Raw genomic sequence first — 13,790 nt, 5'->3', positions numbered from 1 at the left:
CTCCAGTCACGCGAGGCGGGCGGCACGTGGGTGCTGGCCTTCACCATGCCCCGGCACGCCCACGAGACGCTGCTGGCCATGCGGGTCGCCCGGCGTGCGGGCCTGCGCGTCGCCCTGGTCACCGATCTGGGGCTCGGACCGCTGGCCGACGAGGCCGACGTCGTCTTCGCCTCCGGCACCGGCTCACGTCTCGTTTTCGACTCCTACGCCGCGCCCGTCGTGCTGTCCGCGGCTCTGCTCCAGGCCATGACCGACGCCGATCCCGAGCGTACGCAGGCCCGCCTGGAGGACTACGAACAGGTGGCCGACGAGCACACCTTCTTCCTCAAGGACTGACCTTCTCCAGCCCTCTCCCGGCATATGACGACAGCTGTCCGCAAGGCATGATTCGGCCGTATTCAGCCGTACTTCAACATGAATTTTTTCATACACTTGCTTACCGGACGGTATATATGAATACTTCTGGCTGATCGGGATCCGGTGGGGTCCTGGTCAGCCCGGGAATGGCGCCACCTTCTCGCGTCGACCCCGGGCGCACTGAACGGGTACTGCTCGCGCATGCCCGTGGCGGCTCCGGTCAATCCCCTAGGCCGGGGCCGCCAAGAACTTCCCGAACCGCCCGCGGCCACCTCGGAAGCGATGACCATGTCCCTGACGTACTCGCCCATCAGCACCGACTGGCCCCGCCAGGTCAAGACGCCCGGCAACCGTGAATGGGAACGATCGGCGGCCAAGTGGCTGCGCGAACTGGTGCCGGCCCGCTACGCCAGCTATCCGCTGCTGATCCGCCAGCCCGTCCTGCTCGCCCGCCACGCCCAGATCCAGCTCCAGCAGGAGATCCGGGTCGTCCGCACCGCGCTGCACAGCGCGCGGGCCGAGCTGCCCGCGCTGGGGATGCCGGAGTCCGTCATCGAGCACACGATCAAGCTGTACGCGGCTGAGCTCACGCAGTTGAACCACATCGCCCGGGCTGTACGCGTCGTCTCCCAGGCCCTGGTGGACGCCCAGACTCCGAAGTGATCGATGAACCCGGGCAGCCGTCGGGCACCGCGGACCGCGCCGAGAACCCCCACCGCTCACTCTGCAGGTGCGTGCCCTCCGGCCTGAGCCGGTCCACGCCATCACGAAAGGCACGGCCCGCCCGGCACGTCCGGCCGCCTCACTCCCGCCCCCGGAGCGCCATGGCACTCAGTTCCCTCACCGGAGCACACTGAGTGCCACTTCACCTCGCCCGATGCTAGGTTCACCACCATGAGCGAGGCACCCCGTCCCGACCAGGCGGCCGACGTGACGATTCCGAAGCCACCGATGCGGGACTCCCTCGTCGCGGCGGCGTTCCGGCTGTTCCTGGAGCGGGGGTACGAGCAGACCACCGTCGACGACATCGTGGCCCTCGCGGGCGTCGGACGGCGCTCCTTCTTCCGGTACTTCCCGTCCAAGGAGGACGTGGTCTTCCCGGACCACGAGCGCTGCCTGGCCGACATGACCGAGTTCCTGAGCGAGGGCGGCGACGCGGACGATCCGGTGGCACGGGTCTGCGACGCCGCCCGCCTCGTCCTGCGCATGTACGCCGAGAACCCGACGTTCTCCGTCCAGCGCTATCGCCTGACCAAGAAGGTCCCGGGGCTGCGGGCGTACGAACTCTCGGTGGTCTGGCGGTACGAGCGTGCACTCGCCGAGTATCTGCGCGGGCGCTTCGCGGGCCGCCGCGACGGGACGCTGCGGGCCGACGTGATCGCCGCGGCCGTGGTCGCCGCGCACAACAACGGGCTGCGCTCCTGGCTGCGCTCGGCGGGCCAGAGCGACGCGACGGCCGAGGTGGACCACGCGCTCGCCCATGTCCAGCGGACCTTCGGGGCGAGCCACACACCCGCCGAGCCCGCCGGCTCCGCCACCGCGGAGGACGTGGTGGTCGTCATCTCGAAGCGCGGTGCGCCGATGTGGCGAGTCGTTCAGGAGATCGAGACCACACTCGGACGCGAACCCGGCCGACTTCCGGGCTGACTCCGGGCCGACTTCCGCGCCGATCTCCGCGACTCAGCTGATTACCGCGACTGATTCCCGGCCGATTGAGGGTACTGAGTGCCTTTACGAGTGGCACTGCGTGCCATAACCTGAAGGCTGTGCACGGCGCTCCGCGCACCTTCGGATTCCGGCCCAGCGCAGGGAGATGACATCGTGTTCCACCGAGGAAGCGGGACCACGGCGGGCGTACTCGACGCCGAGGCGGCGACAACCACCGGTCCGGTCGAAGAGGGGCTCCTCTTCCAGCGTTGCCGCTGGTGCGGGACCGCCATGTTCCACCGGCTGCTCTGCCCGGTCTGCGCGGGCAGCGACCTGCGTACGGAACGCAGCGCCGGCCTGGGCGTCATACGCCATACGACCGTCGTCCAGCGCAACACTCCGGCCGCGCGCAACGTGTCCCTGATCGAGCTGGCGGAGGGCTTCACCGTGCGGGGCCGCGTGTCGGGCCCGCACATCGCGATACGTGCCGGCGACCGCGTACAGCTCACCACGGCGGCGGATCCGGTGCGCCGCGAGCCGGTGTTCAAGCTCTGCGAGGAGCGGTACTCGGGCTGGTACTGACGCGCCGGTCCTGACGCGCGCCGCCGGGGTCGCGGGGGACACTGGCAGGGACAGGTGCCCGAGCGGAGCGCGGAGGAACCCATGCACGCCAAGGACGTTCTCGTCGACGCGTACGGTCGCATCCAGGAGGAGGTCCACGCCGTTGTCGACGGCCTCTCCCCCGACGATCTCAATGCCCGCCTCGACGACCAGGCCAACTCGATCACCTGGCTGGTCTGGCATCTCACCCGCGTCCAGGACGACCATGTCGCCGACGCGTTCGGGCTGAAACAGATCTGGCAGTCGCAGGACTGGGCGGACCGCTTCGACCTCGGCCTACCCCGCCGCGACACGGGCTACGGCCACACCCCGCAGAAGGTCGCCAAGGTCCGGGTGGACTCGGGCGACCTACTGCTCGGCTACTACGACGCCGTCCACGAGCAGTCGCTGACCTGCCTGCGCGACCTGCGCGCCGGCGACCTGGACCGCGTCGTCGACGAGAACTGGTCCCCGCCCGTCACCCTGGGCGTCCGCCTGGTCAGCGTCGTCTCCGACGACCTGCAGCACGTGGGCCAGGCCGCGTTCGTACGGGGGATCCTGCGCAACCGTTGAAGGCGGCCCGGTCCGGTGTCCGGCGCCGTAGGTCGGTGCGTCGACCGACGGCACTCGGTCAGTCGCGGCGGGCCGGCAGTCAACCGGAGGCCGCGCGCCATGCGATACGTCCCGGCGGCCACCCGCCCATCGAGGTACCCGACCCCGACAGCCGCTACCCCCCTCTCCTCGTCCGCTGGTGGCCGCCACGGCTCCAGCCGCGACATCTGCGCTTCGTCCCGGCCGCGAACCTTCGGCGCAGGCTGACGGACCTCGGCTTCACGGTGGTCGCGGAACAGCACGCCGAACCGCACGACGCCGTCGACCTCCCCGCCGGCACATGCCGGCGGAACGGTTCGCGGTCGACGCCTCCCCTCCCACCGGCTGGGCCTGTCCAACGCCCATCGCTTCCTCGTACGCCGCGAGACGTGACACCGCGCATCACCTACCGGCCGCGTCGCCCAACCCGTTTGTCACACCGAACTCTTGACGCCGACAGAAAGCCCTTGCCACACTCGCGGCCCGCTGTAGAAAACGCTTGCTACGACACGGTCGCGCGGGCGTCAGACCCCCACACACAGGAGAAGACGAGATGGGACGCAGAGCCGCACCTCACCTCATCCGCAGAACCTTAGGGACCCGCGGGAGGCGGATCGGCGCCACCGCCGCGTGCGCCACCGCACTGTTCAGCACGGCAGCCGTGCTGACGGCCCCCGCGAGCGCGGCGCCGGAGACGACCGCTGCCGCCGCCGCCCCGCGCCAGACGGCGGCAGCGTGCGGCGAGGGTTCGTACCAGGCCGAGGCCGTGCTGAACGGCAGCACCTGGACCGCCCGGCGCGGCAGCAGCGTCACCTACACCGGTACCGACATGCGGGCCGCGATGCAGGCCGCCGTCAACAGCCTTACCTCAGGCCGCACTTCGAAGGAACGAGTCGTCGTACGCGGCTCGGGCAGCATCACCGCCGGATCCCGGGTCTCCCTGCCGAGCTACACCGTGCTCGACGTCTGCGGCACCATCAACGTCACCGGATCGGGCTCCGGCGACCAGGCCCCGGTCTACGCACGCGGCGCACGGGACATCGAGGTCCAGCACCTGAACCTCACCGGCACCCCGCTGTACGGCATCTTCATGCGCAACGTCACCAACGTCGTGCTCGGCCAGATCGACATGCGCCTGTCGCGCGGCCTCGGCGTCCGCATCGACAACCGCGGCGACACCAGCCAGTGGACGAAGAACGTCCGCATCGACACCGTGTACGTCTCCGGGGCGAGCAGCCACGCGGTGGAGACGTACGGCGTCGACGGCATCACCATCGGCACGGTCACCGCCCGCAACGTGGGCGAGTCCGGCCTCCTGCTGAACCAGACCATCAACGCCACCGTCACCAAGGTCGACGCGGACGGCGCGGGCGCCGGTACCGGTTACGCGGCCTTCCGCATGGCCAACCGCAACGGCCGGGTCGGCAGCGGCTATCCGACCAACATCCGGGTGGGCGAGGTCATCGCACGCGGCGGCGGGCGCGGGGTCTTCTGCGTCTCCGAGAGCGGCGGCGCGGTCATCGACCGGGTCAACATCTCCAACACCGGCAACAACTCGGTCCTGATCGAGAACTGCTACAACGTGAACATCGCCGCCCAGAGCGGCAGCGTCACCGGCGGCGGGGAGATCCGGCTGGCCGCGCGCTCGGAGTTCCCGAACAACTCCGACATCACCATCCAGAACCTGAAGGTGACCAACTCGGCCATCAGGGAAAGCCCTTGCGGCAGCAACACCACGTTCCGCAACAACACGCTCGTCAACAGCAGCCAGAACATCTGCTGAGGCCCGCCTCGACCGCGGACGGCGCCGCCGGCCTGCTCCTGGACGGGCGACGCGACCGCCGTCCGCGGTCCCCTCTTGTCACGCACCTCTTGTCACGAAAAATTGAAAATGTCAGGGTCGACTCATGCCACGTTCCTTGCACGCTTTCCAAGGTTCGGTCCCCTACTGTTACGCCAACTCGCTGGCGATGGTCCTGGGCGCTGAGGCGCCCGCGCCTTCGGCGATCGAGGTGCTGACCGGGTCGCCGTTCGGGGCGCAGTTCGTCGAGGGCGGTCTGCCGTACTTCGATCCGCCCGGCTGGGATCCCGACCTGGGGCTGGACCAGGCCGTCGGTCTGCTCGGCTGGACCTGTCGGCGTACCGGCGGCGGGGAGGCGACGGAGGCCGTCGGCCGACTGCGGGAAGCCGCGAGGCTGGGGACGGTGTTGGTCGGGCCCGTGGACATCGGCCTGCTCCTGCACCAGCCGTGGTCGTCCGGCGAGGCCACGGGCGGCGACCACTGGGTGGTCGTGCTCGACGTCGACGACCACCGGGTGCTCTTCCACGACCCGGACGGCTTCCCCTTCGCCACGTTGCCCGTCGATGCCTTCGTCGAGGCATGGCGTGCGCGACTGGTGGACTGCGCGGGCCCGTTCACCATGCGCGACGAATTCCGGCGTACCGAGGAGGTCGAGGTCATCGCGGCCCTGCGTGACTCGCTCACCTCGGCACTGCGTCGGCTCACCGGCTCCGCTTCGAATGCCTCCCAAAACGCCGTGGAACGCCTCGCCGACGATGTCGAGGCCGGCCTCGACGCCCGTGTCCGCGGTCATCTGACCGGCTTCGCCGTCCGGCTCGGCGTCCGGCGCCTCGCCGACGCCTCGTTCTGGCTGACGCAACTCGGCGAGACGCGTGCCGCCGATGTCACCGGCCGACAGGCGCTGCTGCTCGGCGGCCTGCAGCACAGCCTGGTCGCGGGTGACACGGCGACGGCCGCGGCCACGCTGCGTCAACTGGCCCCCGCCTACGAGCGGTTGCGTGCCGCGCTCGCTTCGCCCGGGTGACCGTCCCCTACGGCGGCGAGACCAGTGAGGCGGCCCTCGATCACGACTGGTTCGCGGCCGTCGGCGTGCTGTTCCAGCAGGTCACCGTGACGCCGCGGATCCAGGGGTACGACGCCGAGGGCAGGCCGGTGTACGACTGCGACGAGGACAAGTACTGCGCGAAGGCCCTTCCCTGACCTGCCGGTCGGCGGCACTGCCCCATGGAGCGGCGCCGCTCCTGAAAAGAGACGTCGGCATGCGCCTCGGTGCGAGGCACACGCCGACGGGGTGTTCCGTACTCGACACCCGACGGTTCACTACTCGACGGGCGAGACCAGTCCGGTCACGGGCGCGACGAGGTCGGTCACCCGGTGCAGCTGCCGCAGTTCGTTCAGCCTGTTGAGGCCGTCGAGCCGGCTGGAGATCGTCGGGACCTCGTCCCGGCGCTCCGCGGGGATGCCGCTCACGGCGAGTGCGTCGAGTTGCGCGATGGGGTCCAGATTTCCCACCCCAGGGAGAGGGGCGGCGGCACTCGCGGACGGTACGACCAGTCCGGTGGCGCCGACGGCCAGACCAACGGCGGTGACAATACGTCGTGTTGAGATCATGCTTTCAGCAACGGCACCGGGCTGTTCGCGGACACGGTTCCGCCCCACCGCTCACCCGGGAGGCGCATCGGTCCGGCTGCGTTTGCCGTGGCCCCCGCGCCGGAGGAGGCTCGAAGGAGAGAGGCCCTCAACGGCCCGCTCCACCGGGCCGCGGCCTTCGCCAGGTCTACAAGGAGGTCCATCATGGGCACAGCGGCAGGCCCCGGCTTCGACACCGAAGCTCTGCGCCGGGGCATCGAAGGCCAGGACGCGGCGGCACTCCTGTCGCTGTACGCGGACGACGCGGAGCTGCGCGTCGTCGACCGCAACAGCCAGCCCAGCCACCCGAAGGTCATGCACGGTCGCGAGCAGATCCGCGAGATGTTCGACGACGTCTACAGCCGCGACATGACCCACAAGCTGGAGGAATGCGTGGTTCAGGGCGACCACGTCGCCTACACGGAGTCCTGTCAGTACCCCGACGGCGTCAAGGTGCTCGCCAACTCCATGATGTCGCTGCGGAACGGCAAGATCGTCGACCAGACCGTGCTGCAGGCCTGGGACGAGGAACCGTAGGAAGGGGGATGCCAAGGGTCCGGATCACACCCGGTCCGACCTGGACCTTTTCGACTCCGTGGCGGTCGGGGCGGCTTCCGCAGCCTCGGCCGGGTCCTGGCCGACGGCCGCGGACCCCACCGCCGGGCCGGAGGGCGAGTACTGAGGCTCCGCTAGTGTGGTTGCGGGCCGTGACTGGCGCTGAGGTGGAGTACCACCGGGGAGCGGCCTGACGAACACGTCTCTGCCGCGCGCCTGGGCGATGGTTTCTACGACGCTCAGGAGTGGCTCATGTCCCAGGCCCAACTCATGGACGGCACCGGTCTCGCACGGCGGATCGTCGAGGAGACGGCGAAGCGCGCGGCCGATCTCACCGCACGCACCGGTGTGGCACCCCGTCTGGCCACCGTGCTGGTGGGTGAGGACCCCGCCTCCGTCACTTACGTACGGATGAAGCAGAACCGTTCCCGCAAGGCCGGGATCGAGTCGCGGCACATGGCCCTGTCCGCCGCGACCACGACGGCCGAGCTGATCGACACGCTCACCGCGCTGTCCGCCGACCCCACCGTGCACGGCATCCTGCTGCAGCATCCGATGGGGCCGCACATCGACGAGCGCGCGGCATTCGAGGCGATCGCCCCGGCCAAGGACGTCGACGGGGTCACGCTGGCCTCCTTCTCCGCGATGAGCTTCGGCCTGCCCGGCTTCGCGTCGTGCACGCCCGGTGGGATCATGCGGCTCCTCGACGAGTACGACGTCGACCCGGCCGGCAAGCGTGCCGTCGTGGTCGGCCGCAGCGCGATCCTGGGCAAGCCGGTGGGCATGCTGCTGCTCGGCCGCGACGCCACGGTGACGTACTGCCACTCCCGCACCGCCGACCTGTCGTCGGTGGTACGGGAGGCGGACATCGTGGTGGCCGCGGTGGGGCGGCCACGGCTGATCCGCGGGGAGGACATCAAGCCGGACGCGGTCGTGATCGACGCCGGGTACAACCCCGGCAACGTCGGTGACGTCGACTTCGACAGCGCTCGTGAGCGGGCCGGGCTGATCACTCCGGTGCCGGGTGGAGTCGGCCCCATGACGATCGCCACGCTGCTCGCCCAGACCGTCGAGGCGGCGGAGCGGCAGACCGGAGTCTGATCAGCGCATCCACGCGTTGTACTCCATGACGTCCCCCGCCTTGACGGCGTACTCGGGCTGGTCCTCGGTGAAGGTGGTCTCCAGACCGAGGACGGTGCCAGTTGCGGGGTCCAGGATCAGCATCCGGCGGGCGGCGGTCTGCTGGTACGTGTACGCCTGGCCTCGGCGTCCGAGACGGTCCGTCACCTCACCGACGGGGGTCAGCCCCTTCGCTTCGGCCAGGATCCGGGCCAGCGCGGCGGACTCGCGGGCTCCCAGCGTCCAGTTGTCGAGCAACTGCTTCGTGGCGTCCAGGAGTTGAGGGGTGTCCATGACGCTGATGCGGTCCAGCTCCTCCAGATAGGCGTACAGGCGCTTCGCGTCGTGGGGCGGCCGTGCCTGCGGCGGGGCGTCACTCCAACTCGGCGGGTACGTCTGCCTGCTGAGGACGTGGCCGTCGTCGACCGTGCGCGGGTCGCCGCCGGGGTCGGTGATGACCGGCTTGCCCGGGTGGCGCGGGTCGGTCGCGACGACGAGTTCGGTGTGGCTGTCGTCCTCGTGCCAGCGGACGATGCGCTCTTCGGGGAGCGTGACCGGCCGCTCGGTGTCCGGTCCGTCGGTCATGCTCAGGCTCACATTTTTCCTTAAGTATCCGTAGCGATGCGTGATCCGCTGGCGTCATGCGGTGTGCTCGGTGTCGGGGTCGTATGTGAGTCCGTGCATCGAATGCGTGACCTTCCGCGGGGAGTGTCGTTGGTCTGATGACAGCATCGTGGGCGGGAAGGGGGCATAGGTGAGCCGGAAGTTGCCGCGCGCCGAGAGTGAGACCGTCCGCACCGCCTGCGCTCGTGGTCTGCTGCGTACCGGCGTGGAGGAGAAGACGGGTGCACTCCTGTCGGCCTCGGTGCTGGCGGAGCGGGTGGGTTGGGCTGCTGATCTGGTGTCCGGGATGGCCGTCGCGCTGCTGGCCGAGCACTGGAACGCCGCCGATGTGGACGTGCTGGCCGCCGGTGTGGACATCGCGGGCCGCAGGTTGCCGTCGAACGCCTGGATGGCGCTGCGCCGCCTGGGCTGGACGGCCGGCCCGGCCGGGGGCATCCGCGTCAACGACCGCATCGTGCGCATCGCCCAGGAGATGGCCGGGCGCACGCTGCGTGCGGCGAAGTGGCGCGCCGACCTCACCACCGCCGTCATCACGACCTGGCCCGCCGACCCGGCCAAGCGCACCGCCCGGGAGTGGGACCAGGTGCGTGCGGCGGTGCCCGGCGGGGAGTATCTGCCCTCCAGCGTCATCAGGGGCCGGACCCGGCAGATCACCGCGTTCGTCAGGCAGTACGGCCGGATGCCGGTGAACGTGTTCGAGCTGGAGAGCGCGCCCCGCAACGCACGCATGCTGCTGCTGTCCGCCTGCGACGGGCAGCAGGCCACCATCGAACGCGCCGACGAGCCGGGCCGGGCGCTGCTGCGGCTGCAACTGCCCACCCGCCCCGATCCGCGGTCCTACGCGGACTGGACGTGGGTGGCCTGCCCGATCAGCCTGCCACCAACGGTCCCCGTCGGCGCGGTGCTGCACCTGCCCACCCTGCGTCTGAATCAGGGCCGGGTGCGGGCCGATCTCGCCTACACCCACACCGTCCCCAAGACGCAGCGCAGCGGGCACACGGTCGCACTCGGCGTGGACTGGGGTCTGAACACCCTGCTGTCCGCCGGGGCCGCCCGCCTCCACGCCGACAAAACCATCACCGCCCTCGGTAGCGGCGGCATGTTCCGGGCCGCCGGTGTCCTGGCGAAACAGCACCGGCTGCGCCGCCTGTCCGAGCACCTGCATGCCAAGGCCGACCAGTATCAGCGGCTCATCAGCGGGGCCGAACACCACCACCTGACCGCCCAGCACACGGTCCTAGTCGACGAGATCCGGCATGTGTCCGACCGGCGGTTGAACCTCAACGACGCCCTGGCCCGGGCTGCCGCCCGCTGGGCGGTGGACCAGGCGATCGCTGCCGGGGCGAGCGTGATCTATGTCGAGGATCTCCGGTCGATGGAGGCCCGCGGCATGGGCCGCACCCACAACACCCGCCTGTCCCAGACCGTGCGCGGGCAGATCGTGGACCGCATGCGGCACCTCGCCGCCGAGGTGGGTATCGCCGTGGTCACCGTCCCGGCCCGCAACACCTCCAGGCACTGCCCGCAGTGCCTGGAGGTGTTGCGGCACCGCAAGGCCCCGGACCGGCCCGCCACACCGGGCTGGAAGTGGGCCGTCTGCGGTTCCTGCGGCTGGCAGGGCGACCGCGACCAGGGGGCGTGGAGGCGCATCGCCGCCCGCGGCCTCACCCACCAGGCCAAGACCGTCACCGACCGCACCAGCGGAGCCATGGCCATCCGCACTGTGGTGGACACACTCGAAGCGGGCGCGGTCATCACACCCACCGCACGGAAGACCAGCCGGGCGGACCGGTCCAAGACCGGACCCACCCGGCACCGCACATCACGTCCGACGCCCAGGCGACGCCGGACACCCTCCCCCACCAGACCTTCGGGTCCGGCGGGCCAGCGTCCGGAGGGACACGCTCACACGGACCGCAGACGGCTGCCCCGCGCAGCCCACCGGCACCAGGGCGTGACGACAATCAGCACACCCACCACCGGCCAACACCGGCCACGAGGAGCAGCACTGGGCGCAGGCTTCCACCTACACGCCCACTCCACCCCTCTGCGATGGGCAGAACTCACGCCAGACACTACGTCTTGCATGGGATCACTGAGCTGATTAGAGACGCTCCACGACTGCACGTGGGTGCCCTTGGCGCAGGCCGCCGACCTGAACCGTCGGCGCCGGGTCGTCGACGCCTTCCTGGCCGCCACCCGCGGCGGGAACTTCGACGCGCTGGTCGCCCTGCTCCACCCGGAGGTGGCGCTTCACGCCGACGCGGCGGTCATCCCCACACCCGAGCCCGTCGTGGTGCGCGGTGCGCACACCGTGGCCGAGGGCGCGATGGCCGCCACGGGACGGGCCCGGTTCACCGGCCTGGCGCTGGTGAACGGCTCCGTCGGACTCGCGATGGCGCGACATGGACGGCTCTTCCTGGTGCTCGCCTTCACGATCACGGACGACCGGATCACCGAGATCGACGTGATCGCCGACCCGGACCGCCTGCGCGAACTGGAGCTCGCCGTTCTCGACGACTGAGTTCTCGGCTGAGTCCTCGACGACTGACGGAAATCACCCTGCACAGCGCCAACGTAGAGTTGAGCGGACGGAGTCGACGAGAAGGGCGGGACGTCATGGCGAACCCCGAAGAGGGTCAGGATGCCGCCGAAGCGGCGCGTCAGGCTCGGTTCGGCAAGCTGCCGGAGCGGATACAGCCCGAGGACACGGTTCAGGAGGTCCCGGCGACGGATCCGGACCCGGCGAAGGACACGTACAACCCCGACGAGTGGCTCATTCGCAACGTTGGCTGATCCGACAGCCTCGGCGAGGAATTGGCGCTGACGGTGGGACGCGTCCCACCGTCAGCGCCATACTGGCCGTCGTGCGAGTAGCGATCATGACGGCGGGGTCACGGGGTGACGCCGCGCCCTACACGGGACTTGGGCACGGGCTGGCGCGCGGCGGACACGAGGTCACGGTGGTGACCCACGCGTGCTTCGAGCCGCTGGTGGCGGCCGCGGGGGTGGGGTTTCATCCGCTGCCCGTCGATCCGCGGGCGGAACTGGAGTCCGTACGCGGGCTCGCTCTGCACCGCAGTGTCACCGGTGTCGGGAAGCTGGCCCGGGTGGTCGAGATGGCCAGGTCGCTGGTGGGGCGGATGGCGGACGATCTGGTGGCGGCCGCGGGGAACGCCGATGTGCTGCTGTTGTCCAGTTCGCTGGGGCCGCTCGGTCACGCCATCGCCGAGGGGCACGCGCTGCCGAGCATGGGCGTCTATCTCCAACCTCTCGCCCCCACGGGGGAGTTCGCGCCGCCGGTGATCGGCACCCGTTCCCTGGGCCCGGCGGGCAACCGGCTCGCGGGACGTGCCGTCAACGTCGCTGTCGAGCGCATCTTCGCCGACACCACGCGAGCGCTGCGGGCCCGGCTCGGCCTTCCGCCCCTCGGCTCGCGGGCCGCCCGCCGTGCCCGTGAGCGGCGGAACTGGCCGGTCCAGCACGGCTTCAGCCCGCTGGTGGTGCCCCGGCCCCGCGACTGGCGACCCGGGCTGGGCATCGCCGGGTACTGGTGGCCGTACGACAATGAACCCCAACTCCCGTGCGGGCTGGCGGACTTCCTGGACGCCGGTCCTCCCCCGGTCTTCTTCGGCCTGGGCAGTGCGACCGTGCCCGATCCCGAGCGACTGAGCGGAGAGGTCGTACGGGCCCTGCGGGCGGCCGGAGTGCGCGGTGTAGTCCAGCGGGGCTGGGCCGGGCTCCACGCCGCCGGTGACGACATGTTCACCGTGGACGAGGTCCCGCACTCGGCGCTCTTCCCGCGCATGGCCGCGGTGGTCCACCACGCGGGCGCGGGCACGACCGCGGCCACACTGCGCGCCGGTGTTCCGTCCGTGCCCGTTCCGATCCAGTTCGACGAGGCGTTCTGGGCCGCCCGGCTCGTCTCGCTCGAGGTGGCTCCGGGGGTGGTTCCGCTGCGGAGGCTCACCGCCGACGCGCTCGGCAGTGCTGTCGCGCGCGGCGTCACCGACCCGGCGTACGCGCGCCGTGCGAAGGTACTGGCCGGTCGGCTCCGGGAGGAGGACGGGGTGGGCCCGGTCCTCGGCGCCGTGAACCGGCTGGCCGGAGGCTGAAGCTTCGCGCCACACCGGCGCGGGCTACCGGGCCCTGTCGGGACAAGGAACTCAAGCGTCCGCCGGACGCCAGTCGGCGGGGCGCAGGATCCCGAGGAGCAGCCCGACCAGTTCGTCCACGACCTCGTCGAGGCTCGCGTCGACCCACCCCGAACTCCAGTCGTGCAGCAGCCCGTTCACGCTGCCGATGAAGGCCGCCGCGGCGACCCGGTAGTCGCGGGGCACGGCCTCACCTCGTTCCACGGCGGCCGCCGCCTCGGCGCAGATGAACTGGATCCAGCGGGCGCGGCGGGCCAGGCGCTGTCGCTCAAGGCGTGGGCTGACGCCGATGATCTCGACGAAGGTGATGCGCAGGCGGGCCGGGTCGCCGGTGACGTTGGCGGCGTAGGCGCGGAAGGCCGCCGTGGCGCGTTTCGCGATCGGCTGTCCGTCCGCCTCGGCGAGGCCGGACAGGGCGGCTTCCTCGGCCCAGTCGTTGACCTGGAGGTGCAGGGCGGCCAGGACGTCCTCAAGGGTGCGGAACTCCTCGTAGAACTGGCGGGTGGACAGGCCCGCGGCCTCGCTCAGCGCGGAGACGGTGGTGGAGCGGTAGCCGGGGGTGTCACCGAAGAGCCGGAGCCCGGCGTCCAGGAATTTTCGGCGCCGCTCGGCCTTGCGATCCTCGGCGGTCCTGCCGCCGTAACGGCCGGTCGGAGCTCTGAGTCTGCCCGCCACTGGCCCTCCCTCGTTTGTTCGACGGCCAAGTTTGTCCT

General features: G+C 70.6%; 16 protein-coding genes, 1 pseudogene and 1 riboswitch. Of the genes and pseudogenes, 14 read left to right on the top strand and 3 right to left on the bottom strand.

What is annotated here, in order from left to right; genetic code table 11:
• The 8 genes from ACTWQR_RS16955 to ACTWQR_RS16920 form a co-directional block, all read left to right on the top strand.
• Nucleotides 1-336, top strand: a 336-nt coding sequence (locus tag ACTWQR_RS16955; protein ID WP_443227893.1) for a MurR/RpiR family transcriptional regulator, incomplete at its 5' end; no start/stop codon positions are given.
• 303 nt (nucleotides 337-639) lie between these two features.
• The gene (locus tag ACTWQR_RS16950; RefSeq protein WP_443227892.1) at nucleotides 640-1,020 is read left to right on the top strand and encodes a hypothetical protein; all 381 of its coding nucleotides are present in this window, start codon (nucleotides 640-642) and stop codon (nucleotides 1,018-1,020) included.
• Between the two features lie 288 nt (nucleotides 1,021-1,308).
• A complete protein-coding gene (locus ACTWQR_RS16945) occupies nucleotides 1,309-2,004 on the top strand; it encodes a TetR family transcriptional regulator (RefSeq protein WP_443227904.1) in 696 nt (231 codons plus the stop codon).
• A gap of 174 nt (nucleotides 2,005-2,178) precedes the next feature.
• On the top strand, nucleotides 2,179-2,586 hold the full coding sequence (locus ACTWQR_RS16940) for a Zn-ribbon domain-containing OB-fold protein (RefSeq protein ID WP_443227891.1): 408 nt from the start codon (nucleotides 2,179-2,181) through the stop codon (nucleotides 2,584-2,586).
• Nucleotides 2,587-2,667: 81 nt separating this feature from the next.
• A complete protein-coding gene (locus ACTWQR_RS16935; protein WP_443227890.1) occupies nucleotides 2,668-3,177 on the top strand; it encodes a mycothiol transferase in 510 nt (169 codons plus the stop codon).
• Nucleotides 3,178-3,748: 571 nt separating this feature from the next.
• Nucleotides 3,749-4,978: a hypothetical protein gene (locus ACTWQR_RS16930; RefSeq protein WP_443227889.1), complete on the top strand. Its 1,230-nt coding sequence runs from the start codon at nucleotides 3,749-3,751 to the stop codon at nucleotides 4,976-4,978.
• A gap of 124 nt (nucleotides 4,979-5,102) precedes the next feature.
• Nucleotides 5,103-6,020: a hypothetical protein gene (locus ACTWQR_RS16925; RefSeq protein ID WP_443227888.1), complete on the top strand. Its 918-nt coding sequence runs from the start codon at nucleotides 5,103-5,105 to the stop codon at nucleotides 6,018-6,020.
• The gene (locus ACTWQR_RS16920) at nucleotides 6,017-6,196 is read left to right on the top strand and encodes a hypothetical protein (RefSeq protein WP_443227887.1); all 180 of its coding nucleotides are present in this window, start codon (nucleotides 6,017-6,019) and stop codon (nucleotides 6,194-6,196) included. The genes ACTWQR_RS16925 and ACTWQR_RS16920 overlap by 4 nt, the downstream gene beginning before the upstream one ends.
• Before the next feature lie 120 nt (nucleotides 6,197-6,316).
• Here ACTWQR_RS16920 and ACTWQR_RS16915 read toward each other — a convergent pair whose 3' ends face one another.
• Nucleotides 6,317-6,607: a hypothetical protein gene (locus ACTWQR_RS16915; protein ID WP_443227886.1), complete on the bottom strand. Its 291-nt coding sequence runs from the start codon at nucleotides 6,605-6,607 to the stop codon at nucleotides 6,317-6,319.
• A gap of 183 nt (nucleotides 6,608-6,790) precedes the next feature.
• Between ACTWQR_RS16915 and ACTWQR_RS16910 the strand changes: the two genes are divergently transcribed.
• Nucleotides 6,791-7,162 (top strand): nuclear transport factor 2 family protein, encoded by a 372-nt coding sequence (locus ACTWQR_RS16910; protein WP_443227885.1) that lies wholly within the window; start codon nucleotides 6,791-6,793, stop codon nucleotides 7,160-7,162.
• Between the two features lie 160 nt (nucleotides 7,163-7,322).
• A riboswitch (ZMP/ZTP riboswitch) is annotated at nucleotides 7,323-7,409 on the top strand.
• A 23-nt stretch (nucleotides 7,410-7,432) separates the two neighbouring features.
• Nucleotides 7,433-8,281 (top strand): bifunctional 5,10-methylenetetrahydrofolate dehydrogenase/5,10-methenyltetrahydrofolate cyclohydrolase, encoded by an 849-nt coding sequence (locus ACTWQR_RS16905; RefSeq protein WP_443227884.1) that lies wholly within the window; start codon nucleotides 7,433-7,435, stop codon nucleotides 8,279-8,281.
• Here ACTWQR_RS16905 and ACTWQR_RS16900 read toward each other — a convergent pair whose 3' ends face one another.
• A complete protein-coding gene (locus ACTWQR_RS16900) occupies nucleotides 8,282-8,884 on the bottom strand; it encodes a CU044_5270 family protein (RefSeq protein WP_443227883.1) in 603 nt (200 codons plus the stop codon).
• Nucleotides 8,885-9,053: 169 nt separating this feature from the next.
• Between ACTWQR_RS16900 and ACTWQR_RS16895 the strand changes: the two genes are divergently transcribed.
• From ACTWQR_RS16895 to ACTWQR_RS16880, 4 genes and pseudogenes are all read left to right on the top strand, one after another.
• Entirely contained in the window at nucleotides 9,054-11,027 is a 1,974-nt protein-coding gene (locus ACTWQR_RS16895; protein WP_443227882.1) for a zinc ribbon domain-containing protein, read from the top strand.
• A 36-nt stretch (nucleotides 11,028-11,063) separates the two neighbouring features.
• A pseudogene (locus tag ACTWQR_RS16890) lies at nucleotides 11,064-11,447 on the top strand (RNA polymerase subunit sigma-70); the annotation flags it as partial.
• Nucleotides 11,448-11,542: 95 nt separating this feature from the next.
• On the top strand, nucleotides 11,543-11,719 hold the full coding sequence (locus ACTWQR_RS16885; RefSeq protein WP_443227881.1) for a hypothetical protein: 177 nt from the start codon (nucleotides 11,543-11,545) through the stop codon (nucleotides 11,717-11,719).
• 86 nt (nucleotides 11,720-11,805) lie between these two features.
• Nucleotides 11,806-13,038: a glycosyltransferase gene (locus ACTWQR_RS16880; protein WP_443227903.1), complete on the top strand. Its 1,233-nt coding sequence runs from the start codon at nucleotides 11,806-11,808 to the stop codon at nucleotides 13,036-13,038.
• Nucleotides 13,039-13,089: 51 nt separating this feature from the next.
• Here the strand turns inward: ACTWQR_RS16880 and ACTWQR_RS16875 are convergent, their stop codons facing one another.
• The gene (locus tag ACTWQR_RS16875; protein WP_443227880.1) at nucleotides 13,090-13,752 is read right to left on the bottom strand and encodes a TetR/AcrR family transcriptional regulator; all 663 of its coding nucleotides are present in this window, start codon (nucleotides 13,750-13,752) and stop codon (nucleotides 13,090-13,092) included.
• Nucleotides 13,753-13,790 lie beyond the last annotated feature (38 nt).

The sequence above is a fragment of the Streptomyces sp. 2A115 genome (assembly GCF_052245575.1).
GTDB lineage: Bacteria > Actinomycetota > Actinomycetes > Streptomycetales > Streptomycetaceae > Streptomyces.
Note: the sequence above shows the minus strand (reverse complement) of the source record. Positions and strands in the feature narration are given on the sequence as shown.

Coding starts and splice junctions, on each gene's coding strand:
- ACTWQR_RS16880 (WP_443227903.1), top strand. CDS start 11,806: ATGACGGCGGGGTCACGGGGTGACGCCGCGCCCTACACGGGACTTGGG.
- ACTWQR_RS16935 (WP_443227890.1), top strand. CDS start 2,668: ATGCACGCCAAGGACGTTCTCGTCGACGCGTACGGTCGCATCCAGGAG.
- ACTWQR_RS16885 (WP_443227881.1), top strand. CDS start 11,543: ATGGCGAACCCCGAAGAGGGTCAGGATGCCGCCGAAGCGGCGCGTCAG.
- ACTWQR_RS16945 (WP_443227904.1), top strand. CDS start 1,309: ATGCGGGACTCCCTCGTCGCGGCGGCGTTCCGGCTGTTCCTGGAGCGG.
- ACTWQR_RS16900 (WP_443227883.1), bottom strand. CDS start 8,884: ATGACCGACGGACCGGACACCGAGCGGCCGGTCACGCTCCCCGAAGAG.
- ACTWQR_RS16925 (WP_443227888.1), top strand. CDS start 5,103: ATGCCACGTTCCTTGCACGCTTTCCAAGGTTCGGTCCCCTACTGTTAC.
- ACTWQR_RS16905 (WP_443227884.1), top strand. CDS start 7,433: ATGTCCCAGGCCCAACTCATGGACGGCACCGGTCTCGCACGGCGGATC.
- ACTWQR_RS16930 (WP_443227889.1), top strand. CDS start 3,749: ATGGGACGCAGAGCCGCACCTCACCTCATCCGCAGAACCTTAGGGACC.
- ACTWQR_RS16915 (WP_443227886.1), bottom strand. CDS start 6,607: ATGATCTCAACACGACGTATTGTCACCGCCGTTGGTCTGGCCGTCGGC.
- ACTWQR_RS16950 (WP_443227892.1), top strand. CDS start 640: ATGACCATGTCCCTGACGTACTCGCCCATCAGCACCGACTGGCCCCGC.
- ACTWQR_RS16910 (WP_443227885.1), top strand. CDS start 6,791: ATGGGCACAGCGGCAGGCCCCGGCTTCGACACCGAAGCTCTGCGCCGG.